Genomic DNA, 16,023 nt, shown 5'->3' on the forward strand with positions numbered 1-16,023 from the left:
GCCTGTCTGCCGCCTGTCAGAACGGCTCGGCCAGCAGATGCACCAGGCTGTGCACGCCATCGAAGTAGTTGCCCAGGCGCATGTTCTCGTCAAAGCTGTGCTGGTTGTTGTCGGCATTGACCAGGGGCACGATGACGAAGGGAATCTTCAGCGCCTGAACAGCCGCGCCCGTGGGCACGGTGCCGCCCATCATGCGGATCTGCACCGGGTCGCTGTCCCAGGCCTTGTTCATGCCCTTGCGCAGCCACTGGCCGACAGGGGCATCCAGCGGTGTGCGAACGGCAGAGCCGGAGGCTGATACACCGCCCAGCTTGAGGGTGGCCAGCTTGGGGTGGCTGGCACGCTGCTCGGCCGTGGGCGGGCCATCGGCCAGATGGAAGCCCTGCGCCTCGATATGGGTGCGCAACAGCTTCTCCAGCCGCTCGGGAGGCGTCTCGGGTACGGTGCGCATGTCGATCTCGGCCACGGCCACGGAGGGCACCACGGTACGCGCCTTGCTGCCCACCTCGGCGCTTTGCAGGCCGCGCACGTTCAGCGAGGGGTATTGCATGGACTCCTGGTAGTTGCGTCCCACGGTCTCGGCCTTCGCAATGCCCAGGCGCTTGCGCAGCGCAGCCTCGTCGTCGGGCACGGCCTGCATCACCTCGCGTGCCTGCGCATCGAACTCGATGCCGTCGTAGTAGCCCTGGATCAGCACCTTGCCGTCATCGCCCTTCATGCTGGCCAGCAGGCGCGCCAGGGTCTGGGCCGGATTGGCCGCGTAGTTGCCGTAGTGGCCGCTGTGCAGTTCCTGGCTGGCGCCATAGACAGTGAGCGTGGCCTGGGCAATGCCCCGGTTGCCGAACACCAGGGTGGGCCGGTTGCTGGCGTGCATGGGACCGTCGAGCACCACCATGGCATCGGACTTCAGCGCAGCCAGGTTCTCACCGATCACGCGGCCCAGCGTGGGAGAGCCCTTTTCCTCTTCGGAATCCAGCAGCACCTTGATGTCCACGCCCGGCTGCTTGCCCTGGGCCTTGAGCGCATCCAATGCCGCCAGCAGCATGACGATGGGCGCCTTGTCGTCCGATGACGAGCGCGCAAACACGCGCCACTGCGGATCGGGCTGCTCGCCGTACAGCTGCTCCAGCGGCAGCGCGGCCCAGCGGCCGTCGGGCTGGCGCTGCTTGAGCGTGGCCTGCCAGGGGCTGGCCTGCTGCCACTCCTCGGGCTTGACGGCCTGGCCGTCAAGGTGGGCGTAGAACAGCACGGTCTTGCGCCCGGGCCCAGCCGACGGCAGCGTGGCCATGAGCATGGGCTTGTCGCCATTGGCCAGTTGCCGTACCTCGAAGCCCCGCCGCTCGAAGGCCTTGGCAAACCAGGCCACGTTCTTCTGGATGTCGGCCGGCACATTGGCGTCGTTGGGCAGGGCCAGCACCTCGACCCATTCATGCAGGCTGGCACGGGCCGCCTGCCGGGTGGTGTCGGCCAGCGGTGCGGCGCTGGCTGCGGACAGCAGGCCGGCAGCCGCCAGGCCCAGGATCAGGGCGGGAACACGCGGTCGAAAGGACCAAGCCATGGTTTTGTCTCCAAATGGGAAATGGGCATGCGGCGCCCCTCGGCGCCCGGTGCAGCCCGCCATCATGTCACCGCCCAGGCCGTACCATTGCGGGATGAGCGAATTTCAGGTGTACATGGTGGGCGGCGCGGTGCGCGACCGCCTTCTGGGGCGGGCCGTGCATGACCGCGACTGGGTCGTGGTCGGCGCCACGCCCGAGCAGATGGCCGAGCGCGGCTTCATGCCCGTGGGACGGGACTTCCCCGTCTTCCTGCATCCCGAAACCCACGAGGAGTACGCCCTGGCGCGCACCGAGCGCAAGAGCGGGCCAGGCTATCGCGGCTTCGTCGTCCAGGCGGCGCCCGACGTCACGCTGGAGCAGGACCTGGCCCGGCGCGACCTGACCATCAACGCCATGGCAGCCCCCCCGGATTGGGATGGCAAAGGCGCCATCGACGATCCCTACGGCGGCCAGGCCGACCTGCAGGCCCGGGTGCTGCGCCATGTGACCGATGCCTTTCGCGAAGACCCGGTGCGCATCCTGCGCGTGGCGCGCTTTGCGGCACGGTTCCACGAATTCACGGTGGCACCGGAAACCATGGCCCTGATGCAAGAGATGGTGGCCGCCGGCGAGGTGGATGCCCTGGTGCCCGAACGCGTCTGGCAGGAGATCAGCCGGGGCCTGATGGAGCGCCAGCCCTCGCGCATGTTCGAGCTGCTGCGCGAATGCGGTGCGCTGGCCGTGCTGCTGCCCGAGCTGGAGCGCCTGTGGGGCGTGCCCCAGCGTGCCGAATACCACCCCGAGGTCGATACCGGCGTGCACGCCATGATGGTGCTGGACATGGCCGCGCAGCTGGAAACCCCGCTGCCCGTGCGCTACGCCTGCCTGGTGCACGACCTGGGCAAGGGCACGACACCGGCCGATGTGCTGCCGCGCCACATAGGACACGAGCACCGCAGCGCCCGCCTGGCCGAAAAGGTGGGCGAGCGGCTGCGCGTGCCCACCGACTGCCGAGAACTGGGCGACGTGGTGGCGCGCGAGCACGGCAACATCCACCGCAGCGGCGAGCTCAACGGCGCCGCCATCGTGCGCCTGCTGGAGCGCTGCGACGCCATCCGCAAGCCCGCGCGCTTCGAGCAGGCCCTTGCGGCCTGTGAATGCGACGCGCGGGGGCGCCTGGGTTTCGAGGACCGGCCCTACCCCCAGCGTGCCCGCCTGCGCGATGCGCTGGCTGCCGCGCTGTCCATCTCCACCTCGGACATCGCGGCCCAGGCCGCCGCGCGCGGCAAACAGGGCAAGGCCATAGGCGAGGCCGTGCAGGCAGCCCGCGCCCAGGCCGTGGCCGATTGGCTGGCGCAGGCGGCCTGAGCGCAAAGGCCACCACACACGGGAATCAGGCTCGCGCCACGGGCAGGACCAGTCGCAGGCACACGGGCTGCTCGCCTCCTGCCGTCAACAAGGCCACGCTGCCGCCCAGCCGCTCGGCGATGCGCCGCACCAGGTACAGCCCCAGCCCGGCGCCGGGCCGGTGCTGGGCGTTGCGGCCACGGTAATACCTTTCGAACAACTGGTCCTGGTCCGCCTGGGCAATGGGCTCGGAGGGGTTCGAGACCTGGATCTCCAGACCCTCACCCTGCCTGGTCACGTCCAGGCGGACCGATTCGCCCTCGGGCGTGTGGCGGTCTGCATTGGCCAGCAGATTGCGCAGCGCGATGCGCAGCAGGCCGGCATCGGTGATCAGTTGCTGCGTGCCCCCGCCCAGGTGGCAGACGATGCGGCCGGGCGCAAAGTCCAGGCACAAGCCATCCACCAGCGCATGCAGGTCGCAGGGCTGCAGGCGTGGCTCGGCATGGGGCTGGGGATCGGCCATGCGGTCATCGGCCAGGCAGTCGTCCACCAGGGCCAGCAGGCGCTGGGCGGCTTCGCGGATGTTGCGGCTGCGTGCCAGCGTCTTGTCGGGCGGTGCCGCCAGATTGCGCGCCAGTTGCTGCGCACTGGTCAGGATGATGGCCAGCGGTGTGCGCAGTTCGTGCGAGACCATGGCGACAAAGTCGCGCTGCTCCTGGCGGACCCTGCGCTCCAGCACCAGCGCCTCGCTGAGTTCACTCTCGCGCAACTGGCGCTGCACAAGCTCGGCCTCCAGCAGCACCTGCTCCCGCTCCCGAACGCGGCGCCTGTGCTCGTATCCGCCGATGATCCAGCCGCTGAGCAGCAGCATGTGCGCCATGGTGCCCAGCGCGGACGCATGCGTGGACACCAGCGCGGTCAGCGCATTCATGGGCAGCCAGCCCAGGTTGCGCAGAAAAGAGATCAGCACGCCGGCATAGAAGATGCCGAACGCCAGCATGAAGAACCGTGCCGGGGCATGGCCGCGCCGCCAAAGCCAAAGGGCGAACGCGAGAAAGCCCAGGGTCAGCGGCAGGGTCATGGCCTGCACCGGGACCATGCCCGCCGAGTAGTGCCCCGACACCACCAGCAGCATGCAGCACAGGCTGAACAGCCACAGCAGCGGCACGATCTGGCGCACCAGCCGCGGGTACAGCGACGCCAGGTCCAGCTGCCTGCAGGCCAGTTGTATGGAGATCGCAAGGGCGGCGGCAATGCCGCATCCCAGCAGGCGGTCGCTCCAGAACCCGGGCAGGCCCGTCAGCTGCTGCACCAGCCCCAGCGATACCACCTCATTGAGCACGCAGACGCTGAGATAGGCCAGGAACAGGCCGCTCAAGGGGGCCCGCGTGCCCAGCCAGAACACCAGCTGCACGCCGATCAACAGCAGGTACAGCCCGAAATACAGGCCGAACGACAGGGCCTCGCGCCGCGTGTGGTTGTCGAACGCCAGTCGCTGCCACAGATCGATGCGGGTGACGAGCGCGTTGCGCGCGCGCAGGCGCACCAGCAACTCGTAAGACCCGGCGGCAGGGGGCTCGAACTGGAATGCCGGACTGCGGTAGTCCACCGGCCAGGCGTGGCGCGGCACTTCTTCGCCGCTGCGCCCCAGCAGCTGCCAGGGGCCACCGGATCTGCGCACGTGGACCTCCACCTCGTCCAGCAGGGCATTGCCCAGCAGCAGCATCCAGCTGCCGGGCTGCTCCACCTGCAGCGGCATGCGCAGCCAGACCGCCGCCTGCGTGAAACTGGCGTTCAGGTGCCCGGGCAGCGGCTGCCATCCAGGGGCGGCGTCGGCCTGCCCGGCGTCGAGCAGGCCAGCGGCGTCATCGAGCCGCTGCCACTGACCGGCGGTCTCCAGCATCGGCACATCGGGGTTCAGCAGGAGCGCCTGGGCCTGGGTCAGCAGCGGACACAGCAGCCAGGCCAGCAGCAGGAGGGTTGCACGGTAATATCGCATCGGAGGTCCACCACAGGGCCGCCAGCGTACACCAGCCTCCCGGCCTCGCCGCTCAGCCCCCTTCCCCCATGCTTGATGTGATCCTGCTCGAAGACGAGCCCGTGCTGCGCCATGAACTGGGTGAATTCCTGGAGGGCCTGGGCTACGCGCCGCAATGCGTTGCCAGCCTGCAGGAGTTCGACCGCCACTTCGACGCCCGGCGCCACCGCCTGGCCATCATCGACATCGGCCTGCCCGATGGCAGCGGCCTGGCCCTGATCCAGCGCCTGCGCCAGCAGGGCCAGCAACTGGGCATCATCGTGTTCAGCGCGCACAACACCAGCGCCAACCGCATCCACGGCCTGGAAAACGGAGCCGACCATTACCTGGGCAAAGGCTGTGATCTGGACGAGCTGGAGGCCACGCTGGCCGCGCTGGTGCGCCGCCTGGGCCTGCAGCAGCGCCAGGCGCGCTGGCTGTTGCAGCTGGGTCCGAGCCGCCTACTGCCCCCATCGGCCCCGCCGGTCGCGCTCTCCCAGCAGGACCTGCTGGTGCTGCAGTGCCTCATGGGCCAGGCAGGCACCGAGGTGAGCCGCCGAAAGATCGTGCAGGCCCTGGGCGGCGACTACCTGGTCTACGACCAGCGCCGCCTGGACACCCAGATGCGCCGGCTGCGCCGCAAGGTGGAGGAGGCCAGCGGCCAGCAACTACCCGTCAAGACGCTGCGCAACAGCGGCTATTGCTTCTACCAGCCGGGCGAAGTGCAGGCCTGAGGGCGGGCCTGAAGGCGCCCGGCCTTGGGCCCCGCAGAGAAATCAGACGACCGAACGTACCCAGCGCACGATCTCGCCGGCCGGCAAAGCGCCGGAGACACGGGCGATCTCGCGCCCTTCCTTGAACACCACCATGGTCGGGATGCTGCGGATGTTATAGGGCGCGGCAGCCTGGGGATGGGCTTCGGTATCGAGCTTGGCCAGCTGCACGCCGGGCGCCAGCGCCTGCGCCGCCTGCTCGAAGGCCGGCGCCATCATGCGGCAGGGGCCGCACCAGGGCGCCCAGAAGTCCACCACCACCGGCGCCTGGCTGCGCCCCACATGCTTGGCAAAGCTTTGCGCATCCAGCGCCACGGGCTGGCCGGTGACCAGCGGCTGGTGGCAGCTGCCGCAGTCAGGCGCGCTGCCGAGCTGGTCGGCCGCAATGCGGTTGGTGGTGTGGCAATGGGGGCAGACGAAATGCAGCTTGTCGGACATGGGCGGCCTCTTGTTCGGAAGTCATGGGGCAATGCCTGCATATACGGGCGGCGCGCCCGTGCTTCAAGCCATGCTCAGACCAGCTTGGCGATCAGGGCGGCAATCACGCTGAGCAACACGGTGCTGGCAATGGGCAGAAAAATCACGCGGCCGAACAGGCGAAAGCGGAAGTCGCCCGGCAGGCGGCCCAGGCCTATGCGCTCCAGCCAGGCGTGCAGGCCATTGAACAGCAGCAGGGCCAGGAAGATGACGAGGAGCCAGCGGATCATGGCGCCGAGTGTACGGCGGCGGCGCGTCATGGGCAGGACACATGGGCGTCCTACATTGGGAAAGTCCCGTGGCGGGAGGCTTCGGGACCATTCGCGACACGCCCCCTTCGTCCATGGCTCCATGCCGCAACAAGACAAGCCCACCATGCAACACACATCCAGGCGCCTTCTTCTCGCCATCCTGCCTGCCGCCCTGCTGGCGGCCTGCGCCAGCGCTCCGGCCCCCACCACGGCAGCCGCAGCGTCGGGCGCCATCGACAACAGCGCCCTGCAGCGCAGCGATTTCCGCGCCCACCAGGCCACCTATGGCCTGGTCTACCGCCTGCCGGCCGATGCCACGGCCATCATGGACAGCCAGGTCACGCCCGTGGTGCACGAGCAGTTGCTGCGCCTGAAGCTGGTGGCCGAGGCCAACACCTTCAACCTGCCCCATGTCACCGTGGTGCATATCCACAGCGCCGACCCGACCACGCCGCGCAAGATGCTGGCCGCCCTGCCGGCATTGCCGCCCGTGCTGCAGGACGTGCACCTGAAGAATTTCTACACCACCGAGGCCGCCAAGGGCGCCGGCAAGCCGTGGTGGCTGGACCTGGGCATCGTCAAGTCCGGCCCGGCCTACGAGGCCATGATGGACTTCAACACCCGCGCCACCGCCGCCATGGCACCGCTGCGCGACGGCCCGCTGCCACGCGTGACGGGGCCCGTCTATGCCCGCATGAACGATTCGGCCAAGGCCATGGTGCAAAGCGTGGGCGTCAGCGGCATCAACCAGGTGCAGGCCGGCAAGGAGGTGCGCAGCCACAACCCGCACAACACCCTGGTCTACAGCGAAGCCACCTTCACGCCCGAGATCGAGCGCGCCATGGGCGAGACCGCCGCGCGCCTGAACCGCATCCTGCCCGGCGGCTTCACGACCACGTTCGAGAACCTGTCCATCGTGGAGCTGGGTTTCTCGGGCAACGTCACGCGCGAGATCTACCGCATCAACCTCAAGGACCAGACGGCCTACGAGGTGAGCAACGGCCGCAGCGTCCAGCGCTGAGGCCCGGGGCGGAGCTCTGGCCGGCGGCTACAGGCGGTGCGTGCGGTCGCCGCGCACAAAGCCCATGGCGTCCCAGGGCTCCACGCCCTTGGCCAGGCCGATGACCTTGAACAGCTCGCCCATCTCGTGCTCCATCATCAGCTTGGTGGCCATGGCGCGCGGCCCCTGGGCCAGGGCGTCGAGCTTGGGTCCCAGGCCGCAGTTGATGAGGAAGTGGGCCTGCGAGGTATAGCCCAGCACCTCGAAGCCGGCCTCCTGCGCGGCCACGGCCGTGCCCGTGAAGTTCACGTGGGCCGTGATGTCCTTGAGGCCGACCTCGGCCAGCGGGTCGTCGTCCACCTTGTGCAGGCGGTGGCACACCAGGGTGCCCATGTGGCGCTGCGGATGGAAGTACTCGGACTCGCCGAAGCCGTAGTCGATGAAGAAGGCAGCGCCGCGCGCCATGCGCTCGCCCAGCGTGCGGATGAAAGCCTCTCCCTGCAGATGGATCTCGGTCAGGTAGTCGTGCTCGCCCTCGATCTCCATGGGCGGGCGCAGCTGCGTGGGCCTGTCTTCCCAGCCCAGGCTGCCGTCCGGCTGCAGCACCACGCCGCGCTCGTGCCAGACACCTGCCTTGCGCACCAGCAGTTGCACGGGCATGGCATCCAGCACCTCGTTGCCGATGACCACGCCTTCGAGCCGCTCGGGCAGGGCATCGGCCCAGTGCACCAGTCCTTCGTACTTCACCAGCCTGAGCTGCTGGCGCGCGCGCAGCGTGCCCGACAGATCGACGATGGTGTAGCGGTCCGGCCGCACGCCCAGGGCGGCCAGCTCGTCCAGCACCTGCAGCGCCAGCGCGCCCGTGCCGGCACCAAACTCCCAGACTTCGCGGGTATGCGTGCGCTGCAGCGCCTCGGCCACCTGGGCGGCCAGCAGCTGGCCGAAGACCGGGGACATCTCGGGCGCGGTCACGAAATCGCTGCCCGACGATGGCATCAGCCCGAACTTGGCGGTGTCATTGGCGTAGTAGCCCAGGCCCGGCTCGTACAGTGCCAGGGCCATGAAACGGTCGAAAGCCAGCCAGCCTCCAGAGGACGCAATCTCTTGCGCAACACGGGATTGCAGGGCGGCCGTTAAAATTGAGGGTTCTGTCGTCACGATCCGTACATTGTCCTCGAATGTCCACACCTGCCCGAACACGCACCGTTTTGGTGACCGGCGCGGCCCGCCGCCTGGGGCGCGACATCGCGCTCGCGCTTGCCAGCGCCGGCTGGCAAGTGGCCGTGCACTACCGCGACTCGCACGACGAGGCGCTGGAGACGGCCGCCGCCTGCGCTGAACTGGCCGGCGACAGCGCCGCCCTGGATGCCGATTTCTTCAACGAGGATTCGGTGCGCTCGCTGGTGCCGCGCGCCGTGGCGCACTTCGGCCACCTGGATGCCGTGGTCAACAACGCCTCGCTGTTCGAGCATGACGATGCAGGCAGCTTCAGCTACGTGGCCCTGGAAGCCCACCTGCGCAGCAACACCGGCGCGCCCATCCTGCTGGCCCAGGCGCTGCATGCCCATATCGAGGACCGCGTGGCGGCCGGCGAGGAGCATGCCAGCGGCGCCGTGATCAACATGCTGGACCAGAAGCTCTGGAACCAGAACCCCGATTTCCTCAGCTACACGCTGTCCAAGGCGGCTCTCGAGGCCGCCGGCACCATGCTGGCGCTGGCGCTGGCCCCGCGCGTGCGCGTCGTCGGCGTGGCCCCGGGCCTGACGCTGACCAGCCACATGCTGAGCCAGGAGCGCTTCGAGTCGCTGCACCGCCTCAGCCCGCTGGGCCGCTCGTCCAGCGCGGCCGACGTGGCCGCCACCGTGTGCTTTGCGCTGGACAACCAGTCCATCACCGGCACCACCTTGCTGGTCGATGGCGGCCAGCACCTGCAGCGCTTCGAGCGCGACTTTTCCATGATGTAGGCGCCCGCGCGCGCCACCCCAAACACTCCACGGCTTTTCCCCATGCACTCCGCCACCGGACAACAGATCCTGACGCTCACGGGTTTGCGCTTCGACGCCAACCTGGGCATCCTCGCCCACGAAAAACAGATGCCCCAGCCCATCCAGGTCGATGCCGAGCTGAGCCTGGGCACCCAACCGCTGGCGCCGCGCGACGACGACATCCTGCATGTGCTGGACTACCGCAAGGTGCGCCAGATCATCATCGATGAATGCACGGCCGAGCATGTGAACCTGCTGGAGAGCCTGATCGGCAAGCTGGCCCAGCGCCTGATGCAGCTGCCCGGCGTGCTGGGCGTGCGCGTGAAAATCGCCAAGCTGGAAATCTTTGAAGACTGCGAAGTGGCCATTCGCATAGAAACCGGACAATGGTGAACCCCATGAATGCAGTGACCGACAACCCCTGGCTGGCCGAAGAAGCCGCCCCCGAAACCGCCGCCGCCGATGCGGATGCCCAAGCCAATACCGCGAACGGCAACCGCATCAAGATCGAGCGCGAGCAGGTCAAGCTGGAAAAGCGCCTGTGCCGCGAGGTGGGCCGCGCCATCACCGACTTCAACATGATCGAGGAAGGCGACAAGATCATGGTCTGCATGTCGGGCGGCAAGGACAGCTACACGATGCTGGACGTGCTGCGCAAGCTGCAAAAGCGCGCGCCCGTCAAATTCGAGCTGGTGGCGGTGAACCTCGACCAGAAGCAGCCCGGTTTTCCCGACCATGTGCTGCCCGAGTACTTCAAGAGCATCGGCGTGGACTACCACATCGAAACGCAGGACACCTACAGCGTGGTCAAGCGCGTGGTGCCCGAGGGCAAGACCACCTGCGGCCTGTGCTCGCGCCTGCGCCGCGCCATCCTGTACAAGGTGGCCGACGAGCTGGGCTGCACCAAGGTGGCCCTGGGCCACCACCGCGACGACATCGTGCAGACGCTGATGCTCAACATGTTCTACGGCGGCCGCATGAAGGGCATGCCCCCGAAGCTGGTCTCGGACGACGGCAAGCATGTGGTGATCCGCCCGCTGTGCTACGTGCCCGAGAAGGACACCGTCCGCTGGGCCCAGTACCAGAACTTCCCCATCATCCCCTGCAACCTCTGCGGCAGCCAGGACGGCCTGCAGCGCGTGGCCGTGGGCGAGCTGCTGCGCGAATGGGACAAGAAATTCCCGGGCCGCGTGGAAAGCATGTTCCGCGCCATGGGCCACATCGTGACCACGCACATGATGGACCCCGAGCTGCACGACTTCAAGAACGCCAAGGCCACCGGCATTGCCGACCCCAACGGCGACATGGCCTTCGACCATGAAGAGATGCCCGTCTCCGCATCACTGCCCGGCCTGCAGGTGGTACAACTGTCGTCCTGACGGCTGAACCTATAACAATCGCCCCACTCCAACCAAGGCCCGTGCAAACGGGCCTTTTTTCGACCAAGGAGTACACCATGAAGCTGCGCTGCATCCATGTCCTGGCCATCGTGGCCACGGCCTTGCTCACGGGCTGCGCCAGCGTGCGCGAAGTCCAGAGCACCGTCCAGAGCTATTCCACGCTGGGCGCCCTGCCCGCGCCGCCCACCTACCGCCTGGAAGTGCTGCCCTCGCAACGCGAGGCGCAGACGCATTTCGCGGCCATCGAATCCCAGGCCCAGCAGGCCCTGGGCCGCGTGGGCCTGCAGCGCGACGACTCCCGGGCCAGCCTGATCGTGCAGATAGGTGCCGACGCACGCTATGCGCGCGACTACGCCGCCTGGCCCTACTACGACCGCTGGGGCGGCCCGCGCTGGGGTTGGGGCGTGGGCTACGGGCGCGGCTGGGGCATGGGCTTTGGCGGCAGCTTCATGTTCGACGGCCCGCCGCTGGAGTACTACCGCGCCGTCAGCATCGTGATGCGCAACGCCACCACGCAGCAGATCGTCTACGAGACCTCGGCCCAGCGCCAGGATGTCTGGACCGACGACCCGGCCATCTTCGGCATCCTGTTCGACGCCGCCCTGACCGGCTTCCCCAACCCGCCCAAGGGCTCGCGCGTGGTGCGCACCACCATCGGTCCGGTGCAGCAGGGTGGCGCACCGGCGCAGCCGCCGGCCCAGGGGGCGCCTGCAGCGCAGGCAGCACCGGCCACGCCAGCACCCGCCCGGTAAGCCATCGTGTCTCAGAAGCAAAGGCCTGCATCCGCAGGCCTTTTTTGGGTCCATCGCTGTCATTCGTTCCTGGGAACATGAGAACGCTGTAGGTCATGTGGACAGCGCTTTGCAGCACTGGTAACTCATAAGTTACCATCCAGTCCATGCGAATCCAGCTCCAGGAGTACATCCGCGAAGACGGCAGCAGCGCGTACCAGACATGGTTCAACGGGCTGGATGGCCAGGCGGCCGCCAAGGTGGCCGTCGCCATGGCCCGCATGGAGTTGGGCAACACCTCCAATATCGAATGGTTCCGGGGTATTGGCGAATACAAGATCGACTGGGGCCCGGGCTACCGCATCTATCTCGCCAAGGACGGGGAAAGATTGATCATCCTGTTCGGGGGCAGCACGAAAAAGGGCCAGCAGAAGGCCATCGACGAAGCCGTGGCCCTGCACAGCGAATACAAGGCTCGCAAGAGGCAACGCCCCTCGGACAATGCCAAAAAAGGAACGAAGGCATGACGCTCACCCGCGATTTCAAACAAACGGTCATTCAGCGCATTGAGCGCGACCCTGCTTTCGCACAGGCGCTGCTTGATGAGGCGGCCACTCTTTTTCTGAGCGGTGAGCCAGAAACGGCACGCCTCGTCCTGCGCGATCTCGTCAACGCAACGGTGGGATTCGAGACGCTGGCCGACCTCACGCACAAGCCGAGCAAGAGCCTGCACCGCATGCTTTCGCCGAAAGGCAACCCCAGCATGGACAATCTTGCCGCGATCTTTGCCGCCATCAAGAACTGGCTTCAGGTCCGGTTCGACGTGCGGGTCGTTGCCGCGACCTGAACGCCAGGCTATGGCAGTGCACCCGCCTCAGTGCACATGCTCCATATCAGGCACGGCAGCCATCAGCGCGCGCGTGTACGCATGCTGCGGTGCATCGAGCACGGCGCCGGCCTCGCCGGCCTCGACCAGGCGGCCGCGCTGCATGACGCCGATGTCGTCGCACATGTGGCGGATCACGGCCAGGTTGTGGCTGATCAGCAGATAGGTCAGGCCGAACTCCTCCTGCAGGTCGCGCATGAGGTTGAGCACCTGGGCCTGGACCGAGACGTCCAGCGCCGAGGTGGGTTCATCGCAGATGATGAACTCGGGCCGGCTGGCCAGGGCGCGCGCGATGGCGATGCGCTGGCGCTGCCCGCCCGAGAACTGGTGCGGGTACTTGCGCGCATCGTCGGGCTTCATGCGCACGCGGCGCAGCGCCTCCTGCACGCGCTCGGCCGTCTCGTCCTTGCCGGCCGTCAGGGCCAGCACCTGCAGGGGCTCGGCAATCAGTTCCTGCACGGTCCAGCGCGGGTTCAGGCTGGCATACGGGTCCTGGAAGATCATCTGGAAGCGCCGGCGCATGGCCACGGTCTGGGCGGCCGGGCTCCACTTGTCCACGCCGTCGAACAGCACGGTGCCGCTGGTCGGGGGCGTCAGCCCCGCCACCATGCGCGCCACCGTGGATTTTCCCGAGCCGGACTCACCGACCAGGCCGAAGGTGGAGCCCCTGCGGATGGAGAAGCCGACGCCGTCCACGGCCTTGAGGATCTTTTTGTCCTCGCGCGCCAGCAGCCGGGACAGCCAGCCGCTGGACAGGTCGAACTCCTTGCACAGATCCCTGACCTCCAGCAGGGCAGCCGCGGGCTCCTGCGCACCGGCCCCGGGCTGCCAGGGCACGGCGGGCGCGGCCGGGCCGCCGCCCACCTCGGGCACGGGCAGGCGCTGCACGCGGTGGTGCACGCTGGGAATGGCGCCCATCAGCACCTGGGTGTAGGGCTGCTGCGGTGCGTCCAGCACCTGGCGCACGGGGCCGGTTTCCAGCACGCGGCCCTGGTACATGACCATGACGCGGTCGGCCGTCTCGGCGATGACGCCCATGTCGTGCGTGATCAGCATGGCGGCCGCGCCGCGCTCCTTGCACACGCGGCGCAGCAGGGCAATGATCTGCGCCTGCACGGACACGTCCAGCGCCGTGGTGGGCTCGTCGGCAATGATGAGTTCCGGCTCGGCGCACAGCGCCAGGGCGATGGCCACGCGTTGGCGCATGCCGCCCGAGAACTGGTGCGGATACTGGGCCATGCGCTCGCGCGCCTGCGGGATCTCCACCTCTTCGAGCAGGGCCAGCGCGCGCGCCTCGGCCTCCTTCTCGGAGACGGGCAGGTGCGTGCGGATGGTCTCCACCAGGTGCCGGCCCACGGTATAGACCGGGTTCAGGCTGGTCAGCGGGTCCTGGAAGATGGAGCCTATGCGCCGGCCGCGTATGCGCCGCAGGTCCTCGCCGCGCAGCGTGTCGATGCGCTCGCCGCGCAGCTGCACCGTGCCGGCCGAGATGCGGCCCGGCGGCTCGATCAGGCCGATCACGGCGGCGCCCGTCATGGACTTGCCCGCGCCCGACTCGCCGACCACGCCCAGGATCTCGCCGGGCGCGATGTCGAAGGACACATCATCCAGCACCTGCACGGGGCCCTTGTAGGTGTCGAAGGTGACAGACAGGCCGCGAACGCTCAGCACCGGAGGCTGTGCAGGGGGCTGCCCGGATTCTTGTGTCGTGCTCATTGCAGCTTGGGGTTCAGTGCGTCGCGCAGCCAGTCGCCGACGAGGTTGACGGACAGCGCCAGCGCCAGCAGCACCAGCGAGGGAAACAGCAATATCCACCACTCGCCCGAGAACAGGAAGCCCTGGCCGATGCGGATCAGCGTGCCCAGCGAAGGCTGGGTGGGCGGCAGGCCCACGCCCAGGTAGGACAGCGTGGACTCGGCCACGATGGCATGCGCGAAGCTGATGGTTGCGATCACCAGGATGGGCGCCAGCAGGTTGGGCAGGATGTGGCGCACCAGGATGGCCACGCGGCTGCGGCCTATGAGCTGGGCGGCCAGCACGTAGTCCTTGTGCTTTTCCACCATCACCGCGCCGCGCACGGTGCGTGCGTACTGCACCCAGTCGGACAGGCCGATGGCCACGATGATCACGAAGACCGCCATGTCGTCGCGGTAGCCCTCGGGCAGCAGGCCGCGTGCGATGCCGAAGACCAGCAGCGCCACCAGGATCACGGGAAAGGTCAGCTGCACATCGGCGATGCGCATCATCAGCGTGTCGAACCAGCCGCCCGCATAGCCGCAGACCAGGCCCAGCGGCACGCCGATCAGCAGGGACAGCCCCACGGCCGACACGCCCACCAGCACCGACATGCGCAGCCCGTAGAGGATGGCGCTCCAGACATCGCGGCCCTGGTCGTCCGATCCCAGCGCGTACAGCGTGCCGCTGGTGCCCGCCTGGCCCGGCGGCGTGAAGGCATCCATCAGGTCCAGATTGGCCGGATCGAAGGGGTTCTGCCAGGCCAGCCAGGGCGACAGCAGCGTGGCCGCCACGATCAGCGCCAGCACCAGCGCCGCCGCCTGCACCAGGCGCGAGCGTGCAAAGGCGCGCTTGACCGGCGAGTCGCTGGCGCGCCAGCCCGTGGGAGGGATTGCTTGTTTGGCGGAATCGGTCATCGGTTTCTCAAGCGGGGGTCCACGATCACGTACAGGAAATCGACGAGCAGGTTGATGCCCACGTACAGCAGCGCGATGAACATCAGGTAGGCGGCGATCAGCGGCACGTCCACGCCCTGGATGGAGGAGATGAACAGCAGGCCCACGCCGGGCCACTGGAACACGGTCTCGGTGACGATGGCAAAGGCGATCAGCGAGCCGATCTGCAGGCCCGCGATGGTGATCACGGGAATCAGGGTATTGCGCAGCGCATGGCCGAAGTACAGGTCGCGCTCGCGCAGCCCGCGCGCGCGGCCGAAGCGCATGTAGTCGGCGCGCAGCACCTCCAGCATCTCGGCGCGCACCAGGCGCATGATCAGCGTCATGTTGTAGAAGCCCAGCGTGATGGCCGGCAGGATCAGCGCCGACCAGCCTGAAGCCGTCAGCAGCCCGGTCTCCCAGCCGCCCAGCTTCACCGTCTCGCCGCGCCCGAAGGACGGCAGCCAGCGCAGCTCCACGGCGAACAGGTAGATCAGGGCGATGCCGATCAGGAAGGTGGGCAGGGACACGCCCACCAGCGACACCGTCATGATCGAGCGGCTCAGCCAGCCCTCGCGCCGTATGGCCGTGTACACGCCCAGCGCCACGCCGATGACCAGGGCGAACAGCGCCGCCGTCATCGCCAGCTCCAGCGTGGCGGGCAGGCGCTCGGCAATGATCTCGGTCACGGGGCGCTTGAGCCGGTAGGAGATGCCCAGGTCGCCCTGCAGCACCTTGCCCACATAGCCCAGGTACTGCAGAGGCACGGGCTTGTTGAAGCCCAGGCTTTCCGTCAGCGCCTCGCGCTCGGCAACCGTCGCGTCCTCGCCCAGCAGGCTGATCGTGGGATCGCCAATATGGCGGAACACCATGAACGAGACAAAGGAAACGGCCAGCAGGACCAGGGCGGACTGGCCCAGCCGGCGCAGCAGATGGACCAGCATCGGCG

General features: G+C 68.0%; 17 protein-coding genes. 9 read left to right on the forward strand and 8 right to left on the reverse strand.

All coding sequences use genetic code 11. The annotated features are described in order from the left end of the window. Nucleotides 1-16 precede the first annotated feature (16 nt). A complete protein-coding gene (locus IB269_RS12425) occupies nucleotides 17-1,558 on the reverse strand; it encodes a M20/M25/M40 family metallo-hydrolase (RefSeq protein WP_192367281.1) in 1,542 nt (513 codons plus the stop codon). 94 nt (nucleotides 1,559-1,652) lie between these two features. Here IB269_RS12425 and IB269_RS12430 point away from each other — a divergent pair, with 94 nt between their 5' ends. Further along, nucleotides 1,653-2,906: a multifunctional CCA addition/repair protein gene (locus tag IB269_RS12430; RefSeq protein ID WP_192367282.1), complete on the forward strand. Its 1,254-nt coding sequence runs from the start codon at nucleotides 1,653-1,655 to the stop codon at nucleotides 2,904-2,906. 25 nt (nucleotides 2,907-2,931) lie between these two features. On the opposite strand, the gene IB269_RS12435 is transcribed toward IB269_RS12430, so the two are convergent. After that, nucleotides 2,932-4,884, reverse strand: coding sequence for a sensor histidine kinase (locus tag IB269_RS12435; protein ID WP_192367283.1), 1,953 nt, complete (start codon nucleotides 4,882-4,884; stop codon nucleotides 2,932-2,934). Nucleotides 4,885-4,952: 68 nt separating this feature from the next. On the opposite strand from IB269_RS12435, the gene IB269_RS12440 reads away from it, so the two are divergent. Continuing rightward, nucleotides 4,953-5,636 (forward strand): response regulator transcription factor, encoded by a 684-nt coding sequence (locus IB269_RS12440; protein ID WP_192367284.1) that lies wholly within the window; start codon nucleotides 4,953-4,955, stop codon nucleotides 5,634-5,636. Between the two features lie 42 nt (nucleotides 5,637-5,678). Here the strand turns inward: IB269_RS12440 and trxC are convergent, their stop codons facing one another. Further along, on the reverse strand, nucleotides 5,679-6,113 hold the full coding sequence (trxC, locus tag IB269_RS12445) for a thioredoxin TrxC (protein ID WP_063327330.1): 435 nt from the start codon (nucleotides 6,111-6,113) through the stop codon (nucleotides 5,679-5,681). A gap of 74 nt (nucleotides 6,114-6,187) precedes the next feature. Beyond that, nucleotides 6,188-6,382 (reverse strand): DUF2905 domain-containing protein, encoded by a 195-nt coding sequence (locus IB269_RS12450; protein WP_012203183.1) that lies wholly within the window; start codon nucleotides 6,380-6,382, stop codon nucleotides 6,188-6,190. A 145-nt stretch (nucleotides 6,383-6,527) separates the two neighbouring features. Between IB269_RS12450 and IB269_RS12455 the strand changes: the two genes are divergently transcribed. After that, nucleotides 6,528-7,424 carry a hypothetical protein gene (locus IB269_RS12455; protein WP_034398130.1) on the forward strand — a complete coding sequence of 299 codons (897 nt, stop codon included), beginning with the start codon at nucleotides 6,528-6,530 and terminating at the stop codon, nucleotides 7,422-7,424. Between the two features lie 27 nt (nucleotides 7,425-7,451). Here IB269_RS12455 and IB269_RS12460 read toward each other — a convergent pair whose 3' ends face one another. Beyond that, nucleotides 7,452-8,465 carry a class I SAM-dependent methyltransferase gene (locus IB269_RS12460; RefSeq protein ID WP_012203181.1) on the reverse strand — a complete coding sequence of 338 codons (1,014 nt, stop codon included), beginning with the start codon at nucleotides 8,463-8,465 and terminating at the stop codon, nucleotides 7,452-7,454. Between the two features lie 116 nt (nucleotides 8,466-8,581). Here IB269_RS12460 and IB269_RS12465 point away from each other — a divergent pair, with 116 nt between their 5' ends. The 6 genes from IB269_RS12465 to IB269_RS12490 all read left to right on the forward strand — a co-directional run bounded on the left by IB269_RS12465 (nucleotide 8,582) and on the right by IB269_RS12490 (nucleotide 12,366). Beyond that, nucleotides 8,582-9,367: an SDR family oxidoreductase gene (locus tag IB269_RS12465; RefSeq protein WP_012203180.1), complete on the forward strand. Its 786-nt coding sequence runs from the start codon at nucleotides 8,582-8,584 to the stop codon at nucleotides 9,365-9,367. Nucleotides 9,368-9,409: 42 nt separating this feature from the next. Then, nucleotides 9,410-9,781, forward strand: coding sequence for a dihydroneopterin aldolase (locus IB269_RS12470; protein ID WP_013804281.1), 372 nt, complete (start codon nucleotides 9,410-9,412; stop codon nucleotides 9,779-9,781). Continuing rightward, entirely contained in the window at nucleotides 9,775-10,767 is a 993-nt protein-coding gene (gene ttcA / locus IB269_RS12475; protein WP_043825704.1) for a tRNA 2-thiocytidine(32) synthetase TtcA, read from the forward strand. Before IB269_RS12470 ends, ttcA begins: the two co-directional genes overlap by 7 nt. A 77-nt stretch (nucleotides 10,768-10,844) precedes the next feature. Further along, the gene (locus tag IB269_RS12480; RefSeq protein ID WP_065345344.1) at nucleotides 10,845-11,540 is read left to right on the forward strand and encodes a DUF4136 domain-containing protein; all 696 of its coding nucleotides are present in this window, start codon (nucleotides 10,845-10,847) and stop codon (nucleotides 11,538-11,540) included. A gap of 146 nt (nucleotides 11,541-11,686) precedes the next feature. Beyond that, nucleotides 11,687-12,046: a type II toxin-antitoxin system RelE/ParE family toxin gene (locus tag IB269_RS12485; RefSeq protein ID WP_034367349.1), complete on the forward strand. Its 360-nt coding sequence runs from the start codon at nucleotides 11,687-11,689 to the stop codon at nucleotides 12,044-12,046. Beyond that, complete coding sequence (locus IB269_RS12490; protein WP_012203174.1) at nucleotides 12,043-12,366, forward strand: DNA-binding protein; 324 nt, start codon at nucleotides 12,043-12,045, stop codon at nucleotides 12,364-12,366. The genes IB269_RS12485 and IB269_RS12490 overlap by 4 nt, the downstream gene beginning before the upstream one ends. Before the next feature lie 27 nt (nucleotides 12,367-12,393). Here IB269_RS12490 and IB269_RS12495 read toward each other — a convergent pair whose 3' ends face one another. Genes IB269_RS12495 through IB269_RS12505 form a run of 3 tightly spaced genes read right to left on the reverse strand, consistent with a single transcriptional unit; the run spans nucleotide 12,394 to nucleotide 16,018 of the window. Next, nucleotides 12,394-14,121, reverse strand: coding sequence for a dipeptide ABC transporter ATP-binding protein (locus tag IB269_RS12495; protein WP_192367285.1), 1,728 nt, complete (start codon nucleotides 14,119-14,121; stop codon nucleotides 12,394-12,396). Next, nucleotides 14,118-15,056, reverse strand: a complete 939-nt coding sequence (locus IB269_RS12500; RefSeq protein WP_012203172.1) for an ABC transporter permease — start codon at nucleotides 15,054-15,056, stop codon at nucleotides 14,118-14,120. Before IB269_RS12500 ends, IB269_RS12495 begins: the two co-directional genes overlap by 4 nt. Continuing rightward, nucleotides 15,053-16,018 carry an ABC transporter permease gene (locus IB269_RS12505; RefSeq protein WP_012203171.1) on the reverse strand — a complete coding sequence of 322 codons (966 nt, stop codon included), beginning with the start codon at nucleotides 16,016-16,018 and terminating at the stop codon, nucleotides 15,053-15,055. Before IB269_RS12505 ends, IB269_RS12500 begins: the two co-directional genes overlap by 4 nt. Nucleotides 16,019-16,023: the final 5 nt, after the last annotated feature.

This window comes from Delftia sp. DLF01 (assembly GCF_014852125.1).
GTDB classification, from domain to species: Bacteria; Pseudomonadota; Gammaproteobacteria; order Burkholderiales; family Burkholderiaceae_C; genus Comamonas; species Comamonas acidovorans.